We start from the raw sequence: 21,756 nt of genomic DNA, 5'->3' as shown, positions 1-21,756 counted from the left end.
GGCGTCTTCAGTTACCGGCGTACGAGTAGGCTGAAGACGTTGTAGATCCTGACGTTCCAGCACAGAGGTGACCATGTCCGAACCGACGCCCCAGCACGTAACCACCGACCGCACACGCGTCGCCGTCATATACGGCGGCAAGGCGGACGAGCATTCGATCTCCTGCATCACGGCCGCCACGTTCCTGCGCGCGCTCGACCGGACGAAGTTCGAGCCGGTCCTCATCGGCATCACGAAGGACGGCGCATGGATCACCGACGGCGCCGACCCGCTCGACTGGGACCTCGCGCACGGCCTGCCGCAGGTCGAACGCGTCGAAGGCTCGCGCGACGTCGTCCTCGACATCGGCCAGGGCTCCGACGGCTTCCGCGCGAAGGACGCCGACGGCACGCTCGTCTCGCTCGGCCACATCGACGTCGTCATCCCGGCGCTGCACGGACCCTACGGCGAGGACGGCACGATCCAGGGGCTCTTCGAGATGATGGGCGTCCCCTACGTCGGCTGCGGCGTGCTCGCCTCGGCGGCGTGCATGGACAAGCACTACACAAAGGTGCTGCTGGACGCCGCCGGCATCCCGGTCGCCCCCGGCATCACGATCGACGCGCGGAACTTCGACGCCTCCGACCGTTTCGCCGCCGACGGCGAGGCCTTCCTCGGCCTCGTCCACGAGGCCGGACTCGCCTGGCCGCTGTTCGTCAAGCCGTCGCGCGCCGGCTCGAGCTTCGGTGTCACGAAGGTCGAACGCATCGACGATCCGGAGGCGCTCGCCGCCGCCGTCTACGAGGCGAGCCTGCACGACTGGCGCGTGCTCATCGAGCAGGGCATCGACGCGCGCGAGATCGAATGCGGCGTCATCCGCCCGAAGCCGACCGACGCGGCGCGCGCGAGCCTGCCCGGCGAGGTCGTGCTCGACAAGCGCGAGGACGGCGCCGACCAGTTCTACGATTTCGACAGCAAGTACATGGATGCACAGGCGAGCCACACCGAGATCCCGCCGAAGCTGTCCGACGAGCTGATCGAACGCGTCCGCGACACCGCCGTGCGCGCGTTCAACGCCGTCGACGGCACCGGCCTGAGCCGTGTCGACACCTTCGTGACGGCCGAGGGCGACGTCCTCGTCAACGAGATCAACACCTTCCCCGGCTGCACATCGATCTCGCTGTTCCCGAAGGCGTGGGAGGCCACCGGCATCCCGTTCCCGGACATGGTGACATTGCTCATCGAAGGCGCACTGGGCCGCTGACGGCGCCCGCGGTCGCCACGCGAATACAACGGAGGGCCGTGCACAGCGGATGCTGCGCACGGCCCTCCTGCTTTGTCCGCGTTGTCTACGCTCGATCAGCTGATCATTCGACGGTGATGTCCTTCGGGAACATCTCGGCGATCATCTGATTGAAGGAGATGCCGTCGTCGAGCACACGCGTCACGGCCTTCGCGAGCGGAGTCTCCACATGGTACTTCTCGCCGAGCGCGACGACGGCGGACGCGGTCGCGACGCCTTCGGCGACGCCGTTGCTGGCCTTCGTCGCCTCGTCGACGCTCATGCCCTTGCCGAGGTTGTAGCCGAAGGTGTAGTTGCGCGACAGCGGCGAGCCACAGGTAGCGATGAGGTCGCCGACGCCGGCGAGGCCGTAGAAGGTCTCCGGCAGCGCGCCCGCCTCGGTGCCGACCTCCTTGATCTCGGTCAGGCCGCGCGTCTCGATCATCGCGGCCGTGTTCTCGCCGTAGCCGGCGCCGTGCGACATGCCGACGGCGAGCGCGACGACGTTCTTGAGCGACCCGCACAGTTCGAGGCCGATGACGTCGGCCGTGATGAAGGCCTTGAAGTAGTCGGTCGTGCACATCTTCGCGAACGCGCGCGCGTTGTCGATGTCGGTGCAGCCGACGACGGTCGCGGCTGGTTCGCGTGCGGCGACCTGCTTGCTCAGGTTCGGTCCGGACACGGCGAGGAAGCGGTTGGCCGGCAGGTCGAGCGCCTCTTCGACGACCTGGTCCATGCGCTTGCCGGTGTCCTTCTCGATGCCCTTCATCAGCGAGACGACGAGCGCCTCGTCCGGCAGCAGTCCCTTGAACTCCTCGAGCGCCTTGCGTGCGACCTGCGCGGCGATCGCGACGACGACGACGTCGGCGTGCGCGACCGCTTCGGCGCGGTCGCCGGTCGCCGTCATGTTGTCCGGCAGCTTCTCGACGCTCGGCAGACGCACCGGGTTGCGGCGCTCGGTCCGGATCGCCTTGACGATCTCCGGTTCGATCGCCCACATCGTCACGTCGTTGCCCGCGTCCGCGAGGACCTGTCCGAAGGCCGTTCCCCAGGCGCCCGCGCCCAGAACCGTGATGTTCGCCATATCGTGCTCCTTCCGCCGCGCATGCGCGCCGGCATCTGTGATCGGTGACGGGGCCGGGCATCGATGGCACGGCCCCGCGGATTCGTCTGCTCTCTATTGTTGCCGCTGTCGCGCCGGCATGTTCGATTTCGCTCTTGGCGCGTTATTCGGCGGCCGGCGCGTCGCCGTCCTTGGCGAGCGCACGCTCGTCGACGAGATGCGGATCGGTGAAGGGAGCGACTTCGGGCACCTCCTTCATGATGCGGTAGTCGAAGAACTCATCCGGCGCGTCGACGCCGCGGATGTTCGCCATGACCTCCTTCATGCGCACGCGCACGCGGCGCGCGAGCTCGTTGGCGAGTTCGGCCGGCGGCTCGTCGCCCCACTGGTCGGCGTGGGCGAGCAGGTCGGCGTAGTCGAGGCGCGTGTCGTAGCACATGACGACGTTCTTGCGCGGCCACGGCCACCAGTGGTTGATGCTCGCGGCACCCCAGGTCACGGCGCAGAACAGCGGGATCTGATGGCCGACACGGCGCGAGGCCTCGAGCGCGATGAAGCCGATGCCGTTCTTCATGCTCATCGGCCATTTCTTCGGGTCGCGCGTGACGGTGCCCTCCGGCCAGATCGTCAGCGCGTGGCCGGAGGTGAGGATGTTGATCGACTCCTCCTCGATCTGACGCGCCTTGCCGCTGCGGCGCGGCACCGGCTGCATGCCGACGGCGCGGAACCATTTGCCGATGATCGGCCACTTGCCCATCTCGGCCTTCGCCATGTAGCGGGGGCGCCGCCCCATCTGGAACATCGCGACCATCGGCACGAAGACGTCGAACTGCGTCACATGCGTGGCTGCCGTGATGTAGGAGCCTTCGACCGGCACGTTGTCCAATCCCCATGCGCGCACCTTGCAGCTCGCGCGCAGCACCTTCGCCGCGCCTTCAACGAGACGGTGCGTGGTCTTCGGGTTGAGTTCGTCGATCTCCTTCTGGTTCGGGCGGATGCGACCGGTCGGGAACGGCCGTGTCGGATCGACGAGATCGTATTCGGCCGCGAGTCGGGCGACCTGTTTGTTGCTCAGCGGTTCGACGGCCGAGCGCGGTGAAGGTTTGCCTTTGGATGCCATGCCCCCATTGTGCCCCGAGAACCGTACTTAACCGGCGCGGCTCTCCCAGCGTCCCGCACAGCGCACACATACGCACCCCGAGTCACCAAACCGCCCCCCAGCGTCCCGCACAGCGCACACATACGCAGAACCGGCCGGCTGGGACGAAACTAGCCGGCCGGCATGCGGTACAAGTATGTGATCGTGGGCCGAAGCCCTCGCGATCAGTCGATCTGCGCGCCGAGCGCGGTGAGCTTGCCGCGGAAGTCCGCGTAGCCACGGTCGATGAGGCTGATGCCGCGCACGTCGGAGGGGCCCTTCGCTGTGAGCGCCGCGATCAGATGGCTGAATCCGCCGCGCAGATCCGGCACGTCGATGTCGCGCCCCTCGAGCGGCGTCGGCCCGAAGATGACGGCCGAATGCTTGTAGTTGCGCTGCTGGAACCGGCACGGCAGCGAACCGAGGCATTCACGGTACAGCTGAATCGTCGCGCCCATCTGCACGAGCGGCTTCGTGAAGCCGAAACGGTTCTCGTAGACGGTCTCATGCACGATGCTCAGGCCGTTGGCCTGCGTGAGCGCCACGACGAGCGGCTGCTGCCAATCGGTCATGAAGCCCGGGTGCACGTCGGTCTCGATCGCGACCGGCTTGAGGTCGCCGCCCGGATGCCAGAAGCGGATGCCGCGGTCGGTGATGTCGAACTCGCCGCCGATCTTGCGGAACACGTTGAGGAAGGTCATCATCTCCGGCTGCGTCGCGCCCTTGACGAAGATGTCGCCGTGCGTCGCGAGCGCCGCCGAGGCCCAGCTCGCCGCCTCGATGCGGTCGGTGAGCGCCGTGTGCGTGTAGCCCTTGAGCTCCTTGACGCCTTCGATGCGGAACGTGCGGTCGACGTCCACTGAGATGATCGCGCCCATTTTCTGCAGCACGGCCACGAGATCCATGATCTCCGGCTCGGTCGCCGCGCCGGACAGTTCGGTCTTGCCGTCCGCGAGCACGGCGGCGAGCAGCGTCTGCTCGGTCGCGCCGACCGACGGGTACGGCAGATGGATCTTCGCGCCGTGCAGGCCGTTCGGCGCCGTGATGTGGATGCCGTCCTTGTGCTCCTTGTCCACGTCGGCGCCGAGCTTGCGCAGCGTCTCGAGATGGAAATCGATCGGGCGTCCGCCGATGTTGCAGCCGCCGAGCGCCGGGATGAAGGCCTCGCCGAGGCGGTGCAGCAGCGGGCCGGAGAACAGGATCGGGATGCGGCTCGAACCGGAGAGCGTGTCGACGTCGGCGACGTCGGCGAGCTGCACGTTCGTCGCGTCGATCGTCACGACGCCCTCGGATCCGTCAACGTCCACGTTCACGCCGTGCAGGCGCAGCAGGTCGGAGACGACGTGCACGTCGCGGATCTCCGGCACGTTCTTGAGCACGCTCGTGCCCGGCGCGAGCAGCGCGGCGACCATCGCCTTGCTGACGAAGTTCTTGGCTCCGCGGACCTTGATCGTTCCGTTGAGCGGTTTGCCGCCAACGACGTGCAGCACGTCATCAGTATGTTCGGCCACGTCTACCTCTTTCGTGTCTTGTCGCTGCTGCGGGAGGTGCAACGCGGCGTCTCCCGAGTAAGTTCATTCGTCTTTCTGTATATCTACCTGCGCGTCGCCGTTTTTATTTCCGCGGCCGTCCGCGCCGTCACCCATCAGCCTTTCATTGTGCCATAAGGCATGTAAGTCGCCGGGGCCTCGCGTGCGGCGCGCGTGACGCCCGCGCTCGGCGTTGCGCGCAAAACCGCGTCGCGGCCGTCGCGGCGCACCTATCATCGGAAGACAGCGACCGGCCGCCCGCCACGCGAGGCGCATCGGACGGCCATGTCACGACCATCGAAGGAGACTTTCATGACCACTGTCGCAATCATCGGCTGCACGCACGCGGGCACCTTCGCCGCGACGTCGATCCTGCACGCGCACCCGGACTGGGATGTGCAGGTCTTCGAACGCAACGCCACCGTGTCGTTCCTCTCGTGCGGCATCGCGCTGTGGGTCGGCGACCATGTGTCCGATCCGAAGAAGATGTTCTACTCGTCGCCCGCGCAGCTCGAGGCGGCCGGCGCGACGATGCACATGCGCACCGACGTCACCGACGTGCACGTCGCCGAGAAGACGCTCGAGTACCGCGATCTCGAGACCGGCGACACGGCGACGCTGCCGTTCGACAAGCTCGTCGTGACGACCGGCTCGCGCCCGGTCGTGCCGTCGATCCCGGGCATCGATTCGAAGCGCGTGCAGCTGTGCAAGAACTGGGACGACGCGGTCGAGCTCAAGGAGCGTTCGACGGACGCGAAATCGGTCGTCGTCGTCGGCGCCGGCTACATCGGCGCCGAACTCGCCGAGCAGTTCAGCGACGTCGGCGTCGAGACGACGCTCGTCGACGCCGCCGACCGCGTGCTCGCCAACAACTTCGACAAGCCGATCACCGATCAGGTGGAGGAACGCTACCGTGCGCACGGCGTGACGCTCGCGCTCGGCGAGAAGGTCGTCGCCTTCCGCGACGACGAGGACGACACGGTCACCGTCGTCACCGACCAGGGCGAATACACGGCGCAGTTCGCCGTGCTCGCGGTCGGGTTCCTGCCGAACACCGACCTCGTGCGCGGACAGCTCGACATGATGGACAACGGCGCGATCATCACGAACGAATACATGCAGACGTCGACGCCCTACGTGTATGCGGCCGGCGACAGCGCGACCATCCTGTACAACCCGACCGGTGCGCACGACTACATCCCGCTCGCGACGAACGCCGTGCGCCAGGGCATGCTCGTCGGCGCGAACATCGAACGGCCGACGCGCAAGTACATGGGCACGCAGGCGACGAGCGCCGTGCAGCTCTACGACCTGTCGCTCTCCGCGTCCGGCCTGACGCAGGGCGACGCCGACCGCCGCGGCATGGACATCCGTTCGACAGAACTCGTCGAGGACTACCGCCCCGCCTTCATGACGACGACGGCTCCGGTCACGTCGATCCTGACCTGGGATCCGAGCACGCGGCTCGTCAAGGGCGCGCAGTTCTGCTCGTCGGTCGACGTCTCCGGCGCCGCGAACGCCGTGTCGGTGGCGATCCAGGCGAGGTTCACGATCGACATGCTCGCCAACGTCGACTTCCTGTTCCAGCCGAACTTCGACCAGCCGATCTACTACGTCGGCGCCATCGCGGCGAAGGCCGTCGCCGAGCAGGACGACTGACGGGCGCCATCGTCGTCGGATATGCGAAGCCGGCGGCCGTATCCGTCGTGCGGATGCACGGGACACGGCCGCCGGCTTCGCATATCCGACGAGTCATGTACGGGCGGTCAGTCGCCGCCGAGGTCGAAGGCGGCCTCCTCGTCCTCCTTCGAATACGTGCGGAAGGCCATCAGCGTCTGCGTGGCGGCGACGCCGTCCACCTTCGCGATGCCTTCGGGGATGATCTGCGCGAGGTTCTCGAAACGGTCGGCGGAGACGACGGCCACGAGGTCGACATCGCCGGCCACCGAGTAGACGTCGCGCACACCGTCGAGTTCGACGATGCGCTTCGCGGCATCGCCGACCATATCGCTGTCCGTCGTGATCAACACAATCGCATCCGCCATCGCTGCTCCTTCACTTGGTGACGACTTCGTTCGCGGGCGCGGCCAGCGCTGCCCGCCGCGCCCATTATACGTTCGTCTCAGCGTACGCCGATCGGGCCGTCCCAATCGTCGGTCTGCGGCTCGCGCGCCGATTCGATCGGCTGCTCCGGCTCGTGCAGCGCCGGGATCGTCTTCGGCTTGAACGGGAAGCGCTCGGCGCGCATCGCCTCGTAGGCGGCGATGTCGTTCTCGTGCTGCAGCGTCAGGTCGATGTCGTCGTAGCCGTTCATCAGACGCCAGCGCACGTAGTCGCTGACCTCGAAGGGCAGCACGACGTCGCCGCAGGTCACGGTGCGCGTCTCGAGGTCGACGGTCATCTGACGGCCTGGCTCCTCCTCGAGCAGCTTCCACAGCAGCTCGACGCTCTCCTGCGGCATGATCGCCGCGAGGACGCCGTTCTTCGCCGTGTTGCCGTAGAAGATGTCGGCGAAGCGCGACGCGATGACGACGCGGAATCCGTAGTCATGCAGCGCCCAGACGGCGTGCTCGCGCGACGAGCCGATGCCGAAGTCGGGGCCCGCCACGAGGATCTGGCCGTCGGCGTATTCCGGCTTGTTGAGCACGAAGTCGGGGTCGCGGCGCCACGCGTAGAACAGCGCGTCGTCGAATCCGGTGCGCGTCACGCGCTTGAGGAATACGGCCGGGATGATCTGGTCGGTGTCGACGTTCGAACGGCGCAGCGGGACGCCGGTTCCGGTCAATGTCGTGAGTTTTTCCATCGTTAACGTCCTTTTCTGGAATGCTTTACAGGTCGGCGGGCGTCGAGATCGTGCCGCGGATCGCCGTCGCGGCGGCCACGGCCGGCGACGCGAGATGCGTGCGCGAGCCCTTGCCCTGACGGCCCTCGAAGTTGCGGTTGGACGTGGAGATCGAACGTTCGCCGACGACGAGCTTGTCCGGGTTCATGCCGAGGCACATCGAGCAGCCGGCGTTGCGCCATTCGGCGCCGAAGCCCTTGAAGATCTGGTCGAGGCCCTCCTCCTCCGCCTGCAGGCGGATGCGCGAGGACGCCGGCACGACGAGCACGCGGTGGATCGAATCGGCCTTCTTGTGGCCCTTCATGATCTCGGCGGCGATGCGCAGGTCCTCGATGCGGCCGTTCGTGCACGAGCCGATGAACACCGTGTCCACCGGGATGTCGCGGATCGGCGTGCCCGCCTCGAGGCCCATGTAGTCGAGCGCGCGCTCGGCGGCGGCGCGTTCGGTCGCGTCGGCGAAGTCCTCGGGCGCCGGGACGCTGCCGGAGATCGGCACGCCCTGGCCGGGGTTCGTGCCCCAGGTGACGAAGGGCTCGAGGTCCTCGGCGCGCAGCGTGACCTCGGCGTCGAACTGCGCGTCGTCGTCGGTCTTCAGCGTCTTCCAGTACTCGACCGCCTGGTCCCACAGCTCGCCCTTCGGCGCGTGCGGACGGTCCTTGAGATACGCGAAGGTCGTCTCGTCGGGGGCGATCATGCCGGCACGCGCGCCCGCCTCGATGCTCATGTTGCAGATCGTCATGCGCGCGTCCATCGACAGGTTCTCGATGGCCTTGCCGCGGTATTCGAGCACGTAACCCTGGCCGCCGCCGGTGCCGATCTTCGCGATGATCGCGAGGATGATGTCCTTCGCGCTGACGTCCGCCGGCAGATCGCCGTCGATGTTGATCGCCATCGTCTTGAACGGCTTGAGGCTGAGTGTCTGCGTCGCCATCACATGCTCGACCTCGGAGGTGCCGATGCCGAAGGCGAGCGCGCCGAACGCGCCGTGCGTCGAGGTGTGCGAGTCGCCGCACACGATCGTCATGCCCGGCTGCGTCAGGCCGAGCATCGGCGCGAACGCGTGGACGATGCCCTGGTCGGCGTCGCCGAGCGGGTGCAGACGTACGCCGAACTCCTTGCAGTTCTTCTCGAGCGTCGTCAGCTGCGTCGCGCTCGTCTCGTCCGGGTTCGGCCGGTCGATGTCGACGGTGGGCGTGTTGTGATCCTCGGTCGCGATGAGCTGGTCGACGTGGCGCGGGGTGCGGCCGGCGAGGCGCAGCCCCTCGAAGGCCTGCGGGCTCGTCACCTCGTGCATGAGCATCAGGTCGATGTACAGCAGGTCGGGGGCGCCGTCGTCGCCCTTGCGTACCAAATGATCAGCCCAGACCTTTTCGGCCAGTGTCATTCCCATGCTCGGTCTTCCTCCTACAAAAAATGGTCGCGTCTGTCAATCCGTCCAGCAGCGCGGTTCACATGTCCGTTCAGCTTATGAGTTCATCTTTCAAGACATCGTGCGCACGTCACTATATGAGATAGGGAGGTTTGGTAAACAGATTAAGACGGCGAGAATCGTTGCAATTCCAGCATTCTGCGAGCATTTCGCACCGGCGTCCGCCCGCTGCGCGAAAGGCTCCACCCCTCGATTTTGCGTTTCATTATGTGAGATGGCATAATGTCGGCATGACTTCAAATACGCTATCCGCAAAACCCGAGCAGCAGCTCGATGAGGCCGCGACAGAATCCGTCGACGCCGCCATGCCCACATCCGAAACCGGGGCGACCGCCTCCGATGCCGCTGCGGCCGAGGCGCCGCACCACGACCTGCACATGTCGATGACGAACGGTCCGATCGCGCAGGACCATGAGATCCATTCCGGCGTCGGCGTGCTCGACAAGACCGTCAAGATCCTCGATGCGCTCGAGTCCGGCCCCGCCACGCTCGGACAGCTCGTCAGCCAGACGAAGCTTGCGCGTCCGACCGCGCACCGTCTGGCGATCGCGCTCGAACGGCACCACTTCGTGCTGCGCGACCAGCACGGCCGCTTCGTGCTCGGCTCGCGCTTCGCCGAGCTCGCCGCCGCCGCCGGCGAGGACCGTCTGCTCACGGCCGCCGGACCGATCCTGCAGACGCTGCTCGACCGCACCGGCGAATCGGCGCAGATTTACCGCCGTCAGGGCGAACAGCGCGTCTGCATCGCCGCCGTCGAACGTGCGAGCGGACTGCGTGATTCGATCCCGGTCGGCGCGATGCTGTCGATGGAGGCGGGCTCCGCCGCGCAGATCCTGCTCGCCTGGGAGGATTCCGACTGCCTGCGTCAGGGCCTGCGACACGCCCGCTTCTCGGCGGCGAAGCTCGCCGCCGTCCGCAAGCGCGGCTGGGCCGAGTCGATCAACGAACGCGATGAGGGCGTCTGCTCGATCTCGGCGCCGATCCGCAACGCCTCCGGTCAGGTCATCGCCGCGATCTCGATTTCCGGCCCGAGCGGCCGCATGGGATCGAACCCGGGCCACCGCTTCGCCCCGCTCGTCATGGGCGCCGGCAAGTATCTGACCGACGCGCTGATCAAGGCGAGCATCAGCCGCTGACGCTTCCGCCGGCCACAGGCCGTGCACCACGGACAGCGTCAAAGCCATGCCCTTCAAGGGCCATCAAGGGGACCGCATCACCGGTCCCCTTACGCATATCCACCCATAGAATGCCACCGAGCACCCTTCCAACGGCATTCTGCACGTAGTCTCACCTATAGAATACCATCGCAGCAACCACAAATGGCATTCTGCGCGTAAACCCACCTACATGCTGCCGCACGGCCCCTAACGGCCGAACAGGTTCTTCGCGATCGAGTGGAGGATGCGGCTGAGCATCGTCGGCTTGTGCAGCAGGTTGACGCCTTCGCTCTTCGGCTTCGATTCGGCGGTCATTCCGTACACGTAGGCCTTCTTCGAGCTGGGCTTGCCGACGAGGTCGCCGAACGCGAGCAGCTGCGTGCGCGGCTCGTAGGGATGACGGATGTCGAATTCGAACAGCCGAGCCGCGCGCCGTTCCGGCACCGGCCCGTAGGAGCCGAATCCGCAGGTCGGCGACGCGATCATGCGTATGCCGTCGGCGACGCCGTCGAAGGCGTTGCGATGGTCATGCCCGGCCGAGATCGCGAAATACGCATGCGTGTCCCGCAGGATCGCGAATTCGCCGCTGTCGTCGTCGGGGCAGCTGATGCCCTCGCCGATGTAGCCGCCGGGCGCCGTCTTCGCGTCGTCGAGCGTGTAGTACTGTCCGGAGAACATCCGGTACCCTTCGACGGCGTGCGCGGCCGTCGCCGCCACCGGCTTGAGCAGCTGATAATACTGCGGCACCGCCGTATGCTGGAAGACGATCGATTTCGCCTGCGTCCCCAGCGCCGCCGGCACCGCGCGCAGGAACGCCAACGCGCGCGGTGCCGGCGCGCCGTAGCCGCCTGTCGGCGCGTAGTCGCCGGAATCGACGAGCACGACGCCGAGGATCGTCTCGCCATGCTCGTTCGCGACCGGCAATGCGAAGGTGCCCGACTCGCACGCATAGGCGACCTCGTCGGCGAGCGCCGGCGCCGTCGTGCGCACGCACACGTCGTCCGCGTCGAGCGGCGGGAACAGGTCGTCGAGGTGCATCTGCTGCTTCATATGCGCGGTGATGACGGGGTTGAGGCAGCCTTTGAACTCGTGGTAGATCGCGTCGAGCTGCGCGTTGCTCAGTCCGCACTGGAAATCGTGGTTGCCGTAGGTGACGGCCCATGGGACGCCGGCGTTCACCATCGGCGTGACGAACTGGCGGATCGACGCGCGCACCCGCTCGCGCGTCTGCTCGAGCTCCGCCTCACGACGCGCGGTCGGCGCCGGCTTCTTCCAATGGCGTTTGCAGAAGGTGGCGACGTAGGCGGGATCGTATCCGGCGATCTGGTTGCCGGAGAAGACGACGAGGTCGGGACGCGCGCTCGTCAACGCGGCTTCGATGAGGCTGATCGTGTCCGGCGAGACCTTCGGCCCGTCCTGGATGTCGGCGAGCTGCAGGATGCGGAACTTGCCCGAACGATGGAACTGCAGCCGGCCGAGGCGCTGCGACACCGACAGCGGTTCGTCCACGGCCGCAGTCTGCTTGTTCGTTGTTCGTTCGCTCATACTTCCAACAGTAATGCACTTCGCGCGCGACGTGGACGCGCGCCGTGCAGATTCCCGCAGTCTCTGCGCAAAACCCGCGGCGAAGGCAACCGCTGCGAGGAAAACACAAAACCCTCGCCGAAGCGAGGGTTTCGATTGGCTGGGATGCCTGGACTCGAACCAAGAATGGCTGAACCAGAATCAGCTGTGTTGCCAATTACACCACATCCCAATTGGCATGTTCATCACCGTGGTGGTGAACTTCGTACCCCCAACCGGATTTGAACCGGTGTTGGCGCCGTGAGAGGGCGTAGTCCTAGACCGCTAGACGATGGGGGCATCATCTCGCTGCTCCGTGAAGCAACAGAAAGAAAATATACTAGGGATTCCACACTTGCGCAAATCACGGCGTGTCGCTCATGATTCCAACGTTTTCGCGACACCTCCGTGCATCGTCCTCGCATACGGAAGCGGGGAACATCGGCACGATGTTCCCCGCTTCCTTCAGACCACGTATGCGCTGCGGACGCGCACCCGCGGCGTTCAGCCCTGGATCTCAGCGAGATGCGCGCGCAGGCCTTCGAGACGCTGCATCGTCAACGGCTTGCCGACGATCTCCATCGACTCGAACAGCGGCGGCGAGACGCGGCGACCGCTCATCGCGACGCGCACCGGACCGAAGGCGACGCGAGGCTTGTAGCCGCCCTCCTCGATGAGCGCCTTGTTGAGCGTCTCATGGAGGTTGTCGGTCTTCCATCCGTCCTGGGGCACCGCCTCGAGCGCGGCGATCGCCGCGTCGAGCACTTCGCCGGCCGTCGCCTTGAGCTGCTTCTTCGCGTCGTCCTCCGGCGGGATGTACGCGTCGTCGGACAGCAGCGAGCCGACCATGCCGGCGACCTCGCCGAGCAGGCGCACGCGCGTCTGCACGAGCGGCGCGGCGGCGGTGAGCACCTCGCGCTCGCGGTCGCTCAGCGCGCCCCACGAATCAGCGGAGACGACGCCGGCGCGGAACAGGTACGGCACCGAACGGTCGAGGAAGTCCTGCGGCTCGAGCATGCGGATGTGCTCGGCGTTGATCGCCGTCGCCTTGTCCAGGTCGAAGCGCGCCGGGTTCGCCTTGACGTCGCGCACGTCGAAGGCCTTGATCATCTCGTCCATCGTGAAGATGTCGCGGTCCGGGCCGATCGACCAGCCGAGCAGCGCGAGGTAGTTGAGCAGGCCCTCCTTGATGAAGCCGTGCTCGCGGTGCAGGAACAGGTTCGACTCCGGGTCGCGCTTGGAGAGCTTCTTGTTGCCCTGGCCCATGACGTAGGGCATGTGGCCGAACAGCGGCATCTCCTTGGCGATGCCCAGTTCGATCAGATAGCGGTACAGCACGATCTGGCGTGGCGTCGAGCTGAGCAGGTCCTCGCCGCGCAGCACGACGTTGATGCGCATCAGCGCGTCGTCGACCGGGTTCGTCAGCGTGTACAGCGGGTCGCCGTTCGGGCGCACGATCACGTAGTCCGGCACCGAGCCGGCCTTGAACGTGATCTCGCCGCGAATCAGGTCGTTGAACGTGATGTCCTCGTCGGGCATCTTGATGCGCAGCGCCGGCTGGCGGCCTTCGGCGCGGAACGCGGCCTTCTGCTCGTCGGTCAGGTGGCGGTCGTAGCCGTCGTAGCCGAACTCCTTGGGACGGCCGGCGGCGATGTTACGCGCCTCGATCTCCTCGGGCGTCGAGAACGATTCATAGGCGTAGCCGGCGTCGAGCAGCTTCTGCGCGACGTCATGGTAGATCGGTCCGCGCTCGCTCTGGCGGTACGGGCCGTCCGGACCGCCGACGCGGATGCCCTCATCCCAGTCGATGCCGAGCCAGTCGAGGGCCTCGATGATCTGGTTGAAGCTCTCCTCGGAGTCGCGCTGGGCGTCGGTGTCCTCGATGCGGAACACGAAGGTGCCGCCCGTGTGGCGCGCCTCGGCCCAGTTGAACAGGGCGGTTCGCACCATGCCCACATGCGGGATGCCGGTGGGTGACGGGCAGAAGCGCACACGCACGTTCGCCGGCAGTTCCGGCTTGACGTGCTCGCGTTCCTTCATGTCTTCGACGGAGTCTTCTGGTTGTACGATTGCAGCATCAGTCATGCCGTCTATTGTGGCGCGCGCGGCCGACGTGCGGCCGGCCGCACACGGCCCCGCTCAGCCGCGCGCTGCGGCGTCGGCGTCCTCGGCCGCGATACGCGCGACGTCGTCGATCTGCGCGGCCGTCTCGTCGCCGTCGCCGGCGGCGCCCGCGCTGTCGACCTCGGTGAGCACCGGCGTCTCCGTGCTCTCCTTGATCTGCTTGAAGCCACACAGCGCAATCGCGAGCGAGACGAGCGCGAGCGCCGTGACGACGGCGAATCCGCCGTGCGAGCCGGCATGGTCGATCGCAACGCCGGCGATCGCCGAACCGGCCGAGCCGCCGATCGCGTTCATCGCCCCCATCCACGCCATGCCTTCGGTGAAGCGCGTCTGCGGCACAAGGTGCAGCATCAGCTGGTTGCCGTTGATCCACGTAGGCGACTGGCAGACGCCGATGAACAGGTAGATGACGGCGATGACCCACAGCTGCTTGGCGAACAGGAACGAGCCGATGCCGAGATTGAGCACGGCGAGGCACACGTAGAAGCGCTTCCACAGCGGAATCGTCCAGTTCTTCGCGCCGTAGACGAGCGCGCCGAGCAGCGAGCTGATCGAGAAGCATGCGAACACGAATCCGGTGTACTGCTTCATGTTCGATTCAGTCGCGAAGGAGACGATCGAGATGCCGGCGGCCGACTGGAACGCGCCGAGGCCGAACCATGTGACGCACACGGCGATGAGGCCGGGCCCCCAGATCGAGTCCTTCTTGCCGCTCATCGACTTCTCGTACGCCGCCTTGCCGGCCGCGTCCACCTCGGCCGCGCCCAGGCCCTCCGACTTCGCCTGCGCGCGGGCGTCACGTTCCGCCGTCTGCGCGCGCAGCAGCCGCGCCTTCGCGTCCTCGCGCGCACGGAACTCGCGGCGCGTCAGTCCTTCGGCGCGCGCGAGCTGCGTCTGGCTCGCCGGCTCCGTCGTCAGTTCGGTGAGGAACATCAATGCGCCGATGAGCACGCAAGCGCCGGTGAAGCTGAACGTGAGCACGCCGGAGATGACGGCCAACGTCGAGGCGAGCGGATTGCCGATGACCCACATCGCCTCGTCGAAGACGCCGCACAGCGACAACGCGCGGTTGACGCCGACGCGGTCGTGCTTGAGCAGATTCGTCCACCGCGCGCGGCTCATCGCACCCCACGGCGGCACGGCGGCGAGGAACGGCACGATGCAGAACAGGATCCACGGCTGCACATGCGCGAGCACGCACGAGACGAAGGCCGTCGCCGCGACCATCCACACGGCGATGATCGGCACCGAGACCTGCCTCTGCCCGTAGCGGTCGACGAGCGTGCCAAACAGCGGGCCGACGGCGGCGCCGGCGATCGCCTGCACGGCGGTGAGCGCGCCGGCGAGCGAATAGTTGCCGTAGTACTGCTGCGTCATGATCGTCATCGTCATGCCGACCATCGGGAACGGCATGCACGCGATGACCGAGCCGACTGTGAACCTGGCCGTGTGCGGGATCTTCAGCAGCTGCGCGTAGCCGCCGAACAACCGTCTGTTGACGTCCCTGATTCCCTTCGTCACTACGTGCTCCCTGTGCTGTGCCATGTGCCGCTCCTTTCTGCTCACGGATGTGTCCCGCATGCGGCCGTCGCGCCGTTTGGCGTCACGGCTTGATTCTCGCCGCCTGCGGTTGGTTGGGTTTGTTGCATTGGTTAGGGATTGTTGCTTGGCGATTCGGCGACGTCGTCGTCGATGGCCGGCGAATCGTCCGCGCGACGCGCATGTCACGCGTTCGCGAACACGGCCACATTAGTCGCACCCGCCGGCGCGACACGCGGTACATTATTGAGGTGGAAGCGATTATCGTGAAATGTTCACATCGATTCGAAAGGGAGCGTCATGACGGCCACCACCATCAACTTCGTGCGGCACGGCAAGGTCTACAACCCGGACCATCTGCTCTACGAACGGCTTCCCGGCTTCCATCTGTCCGAGTCGGGGCGCCGCATGGCGCAGGCGACCGGCCGCTATCTGGCCGCCAACCCGCAGACGAACACGACCGCCGCCGTCTACTCGTCACCGCTCGACCGCACTCGTGAGACGGCCGACGCAATCCTGCTCGAACTCAACCGCTTGCGCGCCGAACGCGGCCAGCAGCAGCTGGAGCTGCTCACCGACCCGCGTCTCATCGAGGCGCGCAACGAGTTCCGCGGCAAACGCATCGGCCACGGCGACGGCGCGCTGTGGCGCCCCGAGAACCTCAGGCTCGTGCGCAACCTGTGGCGTCCGAGCTGGGGCGAAAGCTACCGTTCGATCGCGAACCGTGTGCAGAATTTCGCTCTGGAAAAAGTCGACGAACATCCTGGCGAGCAGATCGTCGTCGTCACGCACGAATCGCCGATCTGGTCGTATCGCCACATGCTCGAAACAGGACGCCCCGAGCACAACATGCTGCTGCGCAAGACGGCGCTCGCATCAGTGACGTCGATCACCTACGACAACGCGACGCACGACGTGCTGTCAATCACCTACGCCGACCCGGCGAAGGGCATCGAGTAGCCTGCATCCGCTTTGGCCGCCACACCGGTGGCCGCAACCGCGAAGGAGTCACGATGAATGGAGATATCGACCAGGTCGTCGAGCGCATCGCCGCGCTGCCGAACGTCCGTCAGGCCGCGCAGGCGGCCGCCGATCTGACCGAGCTGTGGCCGCTGACGTCGGCGCTGCACATGGACAACGACGCGCGCTACTGCGAGAACCTGCAAGTGCGTCTGAGCCGTCTCGCCGCGCAGGTCATGTCCGGCGAGCGAATTCCGATGGCCGACGCCGAATTCGTCTACGAGGGCGCCGACTCTATTCCCGGCCGCCCGCAGGAAACGGTGGACGCGTTGAACGCCGCGAACGACGCGATCGAGACGCTCGCCGGATTCGCGTCGTCGCACGACGTGCACGAACTGCTCGACGCCGCCGACACGCTCGACGCCGGCTGGTCCGGCGCGACCTCCACCGCCGTCACGACCGCCGTCGGCAACGCCGAGGATTTCGTCGCCGCGCGCACCGAGACGAAGGTCGAATCGATCGCATGGCGCTACGCCGTCGTCGTCGTGCTGCTCAACGAACTGATGCGCGTCGCGACGACGCAGCTCGCCGGTGCGCTCGGCGACGAGGAGCCGACGGCCGGCGGTGCGCCCGAACAGCGCGTGCGCGGCCTCGAACGGCTCGCACTGCCGTTCTTCCTGTTCATCAACGATTTCGCGGCGACGCTGCAGCTGCCGCAGATCTGCCTGACGGCCGAGCAGTTCCACGGCGTCGTCGCCTCCTACGCGACGCCGAACGGCGACGACGACGCCGTCGACGCGGCAACGGTGCTCGCGCAGGCGCTCGCCCCGATCGCCTGCGCCGAGTGGCGCAGGCACCGCGGGGACATCCTGTGGGACCCCAAGGAGGCGAAGGAACGCGCGCGTCAGGAGGACGAACGCAAGAACAAGGAGGCGCTCGCCGCGAAGTTCGCCCACGTCAAGGACGACCCGTCCAAACCGGAAGTCGAGCTGTAGACGCGCGCATAGGTTAATCTTCGTCGGCTCGACCAGGGGCACCCTCCTCGTCGACGGCGACCTCATCCCCCACCCGCACAAGCACGTGCGGGACCTGTCATTGATCGCCATGGCTTTGTGCGCTCCCGCCCGTGCGGGCACGAGCACGGGCGCATAACTCGATATCTCGGGCAAACTATCGAGATATGCGCCCGCGCAACCGGCAGCCATGGCACTGTAACAGCCGACGATGCCGAAACCGCACAATATCGCTCACGCCGACTCTCCAATCGCACATCTGCTCACCCAAACGCGCACCATCGCACATGCCGGGCGTCTGCCTGCGCAGTGCACGACGCATAACTCAAAGTTTCTCCCAAATTATCGAGATATGCATGACTGATGCAGATGATGGGCGAGCGCGCACGACGGCTGACAGTACATGGGCAGTACGCGCTGCGTACGCCGTGCGGAGCGGGCGTCCGCAGCCGCACGGCTGCTTCGGGCGTGCCCCTTGTACACTGTTCGTGTGCGCAAACTCATTGAGCAGATCCTGAAATTCGGCGTCGTCGGCATCATCGCGTTCCTGATCGACTGGGGCATCCTCAACCTCCTCGTCGGCGTGTTCCATATGCACAACGTCATCGCGGCGACGATCTCGTTCCTCATTTCGCTCGTCTTCAACTACTTCGCGAGCATGAAATACGTCTTCAAGCACCGTCCGGACATGGCACGGTGGATGGAAATGGCGATCTTCCTGTTCTCGGCGGTCGTCGGTCTGTTCATCAACATGGTCATCATCTGGCTGTCCACCTACGGCATGAACAAGGACGCCTACATCAGCCAGCACGCGATGTATCTGCTGCGCACGAACATCGGCAAGCTGATCTCGACGGTCGTCGTCGCGATCTGGAACTTCATCATCCGCAAATGGCTGCTCGACGACACGCACACAAACGCGATGAACCGCCTACGCCGCGGCGACCACGTCCTGTCCGAGGAGGAGCTCGAGGCGAAGTGGGAGCAGAGCTTCTCGCACCGTCTGGGCATGTGGTCGATCAGGCACACGCCGAAAGGCTGGAAGTGACGCCCTTCGGCGGCGGTTGGTGGTTGAACCCAATTACAGACTGCCATTCGCATCCCTCCCGGCGGAGGTTTGTGATTGACCGCAACCACAAACCTCCATTCAACCGCTCAGCCACCGGACGCAAGTCGAATACGACGCGGCAAAGCTGCCCTAGACTGGGTACTGACTGAACACCGTTGACCGGCGACCGCCGAGTCGATCGCCGATTCCCATCAAGGAGGCCCTATGCCAGTCATTCACACCCATGTCTCCGTCCCGACGACGAAGGAGCAGCGCGATACGCTCAAGCGCATCTTCGGCCAGGCGATCACCGCCGTCCCCGGCAAGTCCGAGGGCTGGCTCATGTGCATGTTCGAGGACAATGTGCCGATGTACTTCGGCGGCGACGATGCCGCGCCGGTCGCCTACGTCGAGGTGAACGTCTTCGGTTCGAACGTGCCGACGAGCGCATGGAAGAAGCTCACGCCGCAGATCATGGATGCGCTGCAGGACACGCTCGAGATCCCCGCCGACCGCACCTACATCCGCTACACCGCAACCCCCGACTGGGGTTGGAACGGCTCCAACTTCTGATCTGAACTTCGCCGCCGCCATCCACCGTGCGGCGAACGCTCAGCGCATACGAGAGACGCTGCCGAATCCCATCGATTCGGCGGCGTCTCCGATTATCCATATGTCATGCCGACGCCAACTGCTGCGCCCTCTGATGGCTGATGCCCAGAATCTGACCGATCTCCCGATACGGCACTCCCTCATCGTGCAGTAGATGGACGGCGCCGGCCATTGATTTGCGCGCGCGCCGCTCCGCCTCCTTCGCTTCCACCTTCAGCCGCAGCGCCTCCTCCACGAGGCTTGGCAGATGCATCTGCACTTCGATTTGCGGATCGCGTTCCTCGGTCATGATCGAGATGAGATCCTTCGCCATCGATTCCACCTCGCCCAGAGTGCGAGCTTGGGTCACGCGGTTGATCTGCGGCACCGAGATATTCCAGTACTTGCCGTCCGGCTCGATATCCACTTGATAGATCATTGCCACCACCCTTTTCCCAGCTTTTCAGCTGCTTCCTTGTAGATGCCCATAGCGGTGATATCACCAATCTCATGATGCCTCGGTACCGGGATGGCCATCCCGTCCAGTTTCCATATCTCATGATTGCCGCCTTTGCGCGCGTCACGTTCGAACGAGAGGCCCTGCCTTCGGGCCTCACGCCGAATTTTCCTCAGAAGCTCTCTGCGTTTCGTCATCATGTAAGTCTATTGCACTAGACATATTATGTCTAGTGCAATAGACTTATCGTTCGCCCGACTCAGCGACTACGCACGACGGCGTGCGCACCGGGTTTGCGGTTCTTCTGCACGACCACAGCCAGGCACATGCCCGCCGCGATGAACGCGAATCCGAGGGCCGCGCAATGCGTCCCGATGCCGCCCGCCGAAGGCAGCTCGACGCCGGGATCCTCCTCCTTTGCGTTGCCGATGACCCATGCGCCCTATGGGAACGCCCCGCGTCCGATGGCGCGGGGCGTTCAGCGCGACTGGCCGAGTCGAATGACCTTAGACGATCTTCGGCATCGGCGTCGTCAGCGATGTCGTCAGGTTGACGTGGACGAGGCCGGCGCCGGAGTGGACGTCGACCTTCTTGAGCGTCACCGTGCGTTCGTCGGCCGGCGCGGCGTCGTTGTCGGTCATCGTCGCCGGCGACTTCACGGCGACGAGCGCGAGATCGTCGAAGGCGACGCCGGCGTCCTCGGCGAGCGCCCGCGCGGCCTCGAGCGACTCCTCGAAGCCGGGCTTCATGACGACGCGGTCGGACGGGACGCCGTAGGCGTGCTCGCACACCCACTTGACGTTCTCGACGAGCGGCATGCCCTTGTGGCTCGCCGGCGTCTCGGGCGCATCCTCGGCGCTCACGGCTTCGGTGAAGGCGTCGAGCTGCGGCACGAGCGCGTCGCCGCCGTCACGGTACAGATTGCCGACGATCGGCGCGCGGAAGCCGAGGTCGGCGGCCGTCTGACGCAGCGCCGGCACCTGGTCGTCCTCGCCGTCCCACAGGTTGATCAGCGGGAAGGTCGGGATGCCGAGGCCTTCGAGACGCTCGACGTGGAAGGGGTAACGCCACTGCAGCGCCGGGTCGTCGCGCCAGGTGGAGGCGCGCGTCACGACGACGGCCGCGCTCGGCCACTGCGCGCCGTATTCGCGGCAGGCGATGTCGAGCCACTTCTGCGCGCCGGCGTCGGCGCCGTAGCCGGCTTCGACGATGACGACGTCGTGCAGCGCGCACGCCATCTCGACGGACACGAGCGACGGGATGCCGATCGAGACGTTCGCGAAGGGGCCGCCGTGCACGTACACCGGCGAGCCGTTCTTCGTCTCGGTCTTCGCCGGCTTGACGGCGTCGGCGAGGATGTTCGTGATGCGCCACAGGTCGATGAACTCGCCGAAGGTCACGGCCTTGCCGTCCTTCGTGCCGGCGATCATCTTCGCGACGCGCTCGGCGATCTCGTCCATCGAGCGCGACAGCACGACGATCTGCATCAGCTCGCAGGTCGGCGTGAGCACGGTCTTCTCGTGCACATCGTTCTTGCCGGCGTCGACGACGACGCTGCGCAGCGAACGCGACGGCACTTCGGAGACGCGCGGAACGATCACCGTGTCGAGCAGACCGTCGTCGACGGCCTTCTCGGCGAACGACGCGAGCAGGTTCTGCGCGGCCTCGATCGCACCCATCTCGCCGCACAGACCCCAGTCGATGAGTTCGGGATGCGTCAGCGACGCCTTGCCGCCACCGGAGGCGCCGCCCTTCGAACCGGCGGCCGTGATGCCCATGCTCGGCTGGCGCAGCACGGCGGCCGCGTCGATGCCGCGCGCGTTGAGCGCGTCGATGAGCGCGATCGTCGTCGTCGTCTTGCCTTCGCCGCGCGACGCCTTGAGCGGTGTGTCCGCGGTGACGAGGACGACCTTGCCGTGCTTGCGCGGCGCGTCGGGGTTGTTCTTAAGGGAGTCGAGATAGCCGAATGCGTCGATCTTGTCGACCAGTCCGTAAGGCTTGGTGAAATTCTCGATGAGCGACACTACACGTTCCTTTCCGGT

Annotated in this window: 19 protein-coding genes and 2 tRNA genes; 7 read left to right on the top strand and 14 right to left on the bottom strand. The window is 66.0% G+C overall.

What is annotated here, in order from left to right; translation table 11 throughout:
• The first annotated feature begins 73 nt into the window (after window positions 1-73).
• On the top strand, window positions 74-1,243 hold the full coding sequence (locus BCHO_RS02500) for a D-alanine--D-alanine ligase family protein (RefSeq protein WP_024541627.1): 1,170 nt from the start codon (window positions 74-76) through the stop codon (window positions 1,241-1,243).
• Window positions 1,244-1,346: 103 nt separating this feature from the next.
• On the opposite strand, the gene BCHO_RS02495 is transcribed toward BCHO_RS02500, so the two are convergent.
• From BCHO_RS02495 to murA, 3 genes are all read right to left on the bottom strand, one after another.
• On the bottom strand, window positions 1,347-2,345 hold the full coding sequence (locus BCHO_RS02495) for an NAD(P)H-dependent glycerol-3-phosphate dehydrogenase (protein ID WP_024541628.1): 999 nt from the start codon (window positions 2,343-2,345) through the stop codon (window positions 1,347-1,349).
• A gap of 142 nt (window positions 2,346-2,487) precedes the next feature.
• Window positions 2,488-3,444 (bottom strand): lysophospholipid acyltransferase family protein, encoded by a 957-nt coding sequence (locus BCHO_RS02490; protein WP_024541629.1) that lies wholly within the window; start codon window positions 3,442-3,444, stop codon window positions 2,488-2,490.
• A gap of 203 nt (window positions 3,445-3,647) precedes the next feature.
• Window positions 3,648-4,973 carry a UDP-N-acetylglucosamine 1-carboxyvinyltransferase gene (murA, locus tag BCHO_RS02485; RefSeq protein WP_024541630.1) on the bottom strand — a complete coding sequence of 442 codons (1,326 nt, stop codon included), beginning with the start codon at window positions 4,971-4,973 and terminating at the stop codon, window positions 3,648-3,650.
• Window positions 4,974-5,303: 330 nt separating this feature from the next.
• Here murA and BCHO_RS02480 point away from each other — a divergent pair, with 330 nt between their 5' ends.
• Window positions 5,304-6,650 (top strand): NAD(P)/FAD-dependent oxidoreductase, encoded by a 1,347-nt coding sequence (locus BCHO_RS02480; protein WP_024541631.1) that lies wholly within the window; start codon window positions 5,304-5,306, stop codon window positions 6,648-6,650.
• Between the two features lie 107 nt (window positions 6,651-6,757).
• On the opposite strand, the gene BCHO_RS02475 is transcribed toward BCHO_RS02480, so the two are convergent.
• The 3 genes from BCHO_RS02475 to leuC all read right to left on the bottom strand — a co-directional run bounded on the left by BCHO_RS02475 (window position 6,758) and on the right by leuC (window position 9,223).
• On the bottom strand, window positions 6,758-7,036 hold the full coding sequence (locus BCHO_RS02475; protein ID WP_024541632.1) for an Lrp/AsnC ligand binding domain-containing protein: 279 nt from the start codon (window positions 7,034-7,036) through the stop codon (window positions 6,758-6,760).
• 77 nt (window positions 7,037-7,113) lie between these two features.
• On the bottom strand, window positions 7,114-7,794 hold the full coding sequence (gene leuD, locus BCHO_RS02470) for a 3-isopropylmalate dehydratase small subunit (RefSeq protein WP_024541633.1): 681 nt from the start codon (window positions 7,792-7,794) through the stop codon (window positions 7,114-7,116).
• A gap of 25 nt (window positions 7,795-7,819) precedes the next feature.
• Window positions 7,820-9,223, bottom strand: a complete 1,404-nt coding sequence (leuC, locus tag BCHO_RS02465; RefSeq protein WP_024541634.1) for a 3-isopropylmalate dehydratase large subunit — start codon at window positions 9,221-9,223, stop codon at window positions 7,820-7,822.
• 416 nt (window positions 9,224-9,639) lie between these two features.
• Between leuC and BCHO_RS02460 the strand changes: the two genes are divergently transcribed.
• Window positions 9,640-10,398 (top strand): IclR family transcriptional regulator, encoded by a 759-nt coding sequence (locus BCHO_RS02460; protein WP_152595876.1) that lies wholly within the window; start codon window positions 9,640-9,642, stop codon window positions 10,396-10,398.
• Between the two features lie 228 nt (window positions 10,399-10,626).
• Here BCHO_RS02460 and BCHO_RS02455 read toward each other — a convergent pair whose 3' ends face one another.
• The 5 genes from BCHO_RS02455 to BCHO_RS02435 all read right to left on the bottom strand — a co-directional run bounded on the left by BCHO_RS02455 (window position 10,627) and on the right by BCHO_RS02435 (window position 15,651).
• Window positions 10,627-11,964: a metallophosphoesterase gene (locus BCHO_RS02455; RefSeq protein ID WP_024541636.1), complete on the bottom strand. Its 1,338-nt coding sequence runs from the start codon at window positions 11,962-11,964 to the stop codon at window positions 10,627-10,629.
• Window positions 11,965-12,100: 136 nt separating this feature from the next.
• Window positions 12,101-12,175, bottom strand: a tRNA-Gln gene (locus tag BCHO_RS02450).
• A gap of 34 nt (window positions 12,176-12,209) precedes the next feature.
• Window positions 12,210-12,282, bottom strand: a tRNA-Glu gene (locus BCHO_RS02445).
• A gap of 204 nt (window positions 12,283-12,486) precedes the next feature.
• Complete coding sequence (gene gltX / locus BCHO_RS02440) at window positions 12,487-14,022, bottom strand: glutamate--tRNA ligase (RefSeq protein ID WP_024541637.1); 1,536 nt, start codon at window positions 14,020-14,022, stop codon at window positions 12,487-12,489.
• Between the two features lie 99 nt (window positions 14,023-14,121).
• Window positions 14,122-15,651, bottom strand: coding sequence for an MFS transporter (locus BCHO_RS02435; RefSeq protein WP_081708007.1), 1,530 nt, complete (start codon window positions 15,649-15,651; stop codon window positions 14,122-14,124).
• A 294-nt stretch (window positions 15,652-15,945) separates the two neighbouring features.
• Here BCHO_RS02435 and BCHO_RS02430 point away from each other — a divergent pair, with 294 nt between their 5' ends.
• The 4 genes from BCHO_RS02430 (at window position 15,946) to BCHO_RS02415 (ending at window position 19,239) form a co-directional block, all read left to right on the top strand.
• Window positions 15,946-16,605 (top strand): histidine phosphatase family protein, encoded by a 660-nt coding sequence (locus tag BCHO_RS02430; RefSeq protein ID WP_024541639.1) that lies wholly within the window; start codon window positions 15,946-15,948, stop codon window positions 16,603-16,605.
• Window positions 16,606-16,658: 53 nt separating this feature from the next.
• The gene (locus BCHO_RS02425; protein ID WP_024541640.1) at window positions 16,659-17,600 is read left to right on the top strand and encodes a hypothetical protein; all 942 of its coding nucleotides are present in this window, start codon (window positions 16,659-16,661) and stop codon (window positions 17,598-17,600) included.
• A 508-nt stretch (window positions 17,601-18,108) separates the two neighbouring features.
• On the top strand, window positions 18,109-18,666 hold the full coding sequence (locus BCHO_RS02420; protein WP_024541641.1) for a GtrA family protein: 558 nt from the start codon (window positions 18,109-18,111) through the stop codon (window positions 18,664-18,666).
• Window positions 18,667-18,891: 225 nt separating this feature from the next.
• Window positions 18,892-19,239: a phenylpyruvate tautomerase MIF-related protein gene (locus BCHO_RS02415; RefSeq protein WP_024541642.1), complete on the top strand. Its 348-nt coding sequence runs from the start codon at window positions 18,892-18,894 to the stop codon at window positions 19,237-19,239.
• 103 nt (window positions 19,240-19,342) lie between these two features.
• Here BCHO_RS02415 and BCHO_RS02410 read toward each other — a convergent pair whose 3' ends face one another.
• From BCHO_RS02410 to BCHO_RS02400, 3 genes are all read right to left on the bottom strand, one after another.
• Complete coding sequence (locus BCHO_RS02410; protein WP_029675766.1) at window positions 19,343-19,696, bottom strand: hypothetical protein; 354 nt, start codon at window positions 19,694-19,696, stop codon at window positions 19,343-19,345.
• Window positions 19,693-19,914, bottom strand: a complete 222-nt coding sequence (locus BCHO_RS08965) for a hypothetical protein (RefSeq protein ID WP_202805362.1) — start codon at window positions 19,912-19,914, stop codon at window positions 19,693-19,695. The genes BCHO_RS02410 and BCHO_RS08965 overlap by 4 nt, the downstream gene beginning before the upstream one ends.
• 306 nt (window positions 19,915-20,220) lie before the next feature.
• Complete coding sequence (locus BCHO_RS02400) at window positions 20,221-21,738, bottom strand: formate--tetrahydrofolate ligase (protein ID WP_024541645.1); 1,518 nt, start codon at window positions 21,736-21,738, stop codon at window positions 20,221-20,223.
• Between the last annotated feature and the right edge of the window lie 18 nt (window positions 21,739-21,756).

It is taken from the genome of Bifidobacterium choerinum (assembly GCF_000741135.1).
Classification (GTDB): domain Bacteria; phylum Actinomycetota; class Actinomycetes; order Actinomycetales; family Bifidobacteriaceae; genus Bifidobacterium; species Bifidobacterium choerinum.
Note: the sequence above shows the minus strand (reverse complement) of the source record. Positions and strands in the feature narration are given on the sequence as shown.

Bases quoted from the DNA above. Each gene is read 5' to 3' on its own strand.
- leuC (WP_024541634.1), bottom strand. From the start codon at position 9,223: ATGGGAATGACACTGGCCGAAAAGGTCTGGGCTGATCATTTGGTACGC.
- leuD (WP_024541633.1), bottom strand. From the start codon at position 7,794: ATGGAAAAACTCACGACATTGACCGGAACCGGCGTCCCGCTGCGCCGT.
- BCHO_RS08965 (WP_202805362.1), bottom strand. From the start codon at position 19,914: ATGATGACGAAACGCAGAGAGCTTCTGAGGAAAATTCGGCGTGAGGCC.
- BCHO_RS02460 (WP_152595876.1), top strand. From the start codon at position 9,640: ATGTCGATGACGAACGGTCCGATCGCGCAGGACCATGAGATCCATTCC.
- BCHO_RS02455 (WP_024541636.1), bottom strand. From the start codon at position 11,964: ATGAGCGAACGAACAACGAACAAGCAGACTGCGGCCGTGGACGAACCG.
- BCHO_RS02500 (WP_024541627.1), top strand. From the start codon at position 74: ATGTCCGAACCGACGCCCCAGCACGTAACCACCGACCGCACACGCGTC.
- BCHO_RS02490 (WP_024541629.1), bottom strand. From the start codon at position 3,444: ATGGCATCCAAAGGCAAACCTTCACCGCGCTCGGCCGTCGAACCGCTG.
- BCHO_RS02495 (WP_024541628.1), bottom strand. From the start codon at position 2,345: ATGGCGAACATCACGGTTCTGGGCGCGGGCGCCTGGGGAACGGCCTTC.
- BCHO_RS02475 (WP_024541632.1), bottom strand. From the start codon at position 7,036: ATGGCGGATGCGATTGTGTTGATCACGACGGACAGCGATATGGTCGGC.
- gltX (WP_024541637.1), bottom strand. From the start codon at position 14,022: ATGAAGGAACGCGAGCACGTCAAGCCGGAACTGCCGGCGAACGTGCGT.
- BCHO_RS02430 (WP_024541639.1), top strand. From the start codon at position 15,946: ATGACGGCCACCACCATCAACTTCGTGCGGCACGGCAAGGTCTACAAC.
- BCHO_RS02435 (WP_081708007.1), bottom strand. From the start codon at position 15,651: ATGGCACAGCACAGGGAGCACGTAGTGACGAAGGGAATCAGGGACGTC.
- BCHO_RS02410 (WP_029675766.1), bottom strand. From the start codon at position 19,696: ATGATCTATCAAGTGGATATCGAGCCGGACGGCAAGTACTGGAATATC.
- BCHO_RS02415 (WP_024541642.1), top strand. From the start codon at position 18,892: ATGCCAGTCATTCACACCCATGTCTCCGTCCCGACGACGAAGGAGCAG.
- BCHO_RS02425 (WP_024541640.1), top strand. From the start codon at position 16,659: ATGAATGGAGATATCGACCAGGTCGTCGAGCGCATCGCCGCGCTGCCG.
- BCHO_RS02480 (WP_024541631.1), top strand. From the start codon at position 5,304: ATGACCACTGTCGCAATCATCGGCTGCACGCACGCGGGCACCTTCGCC.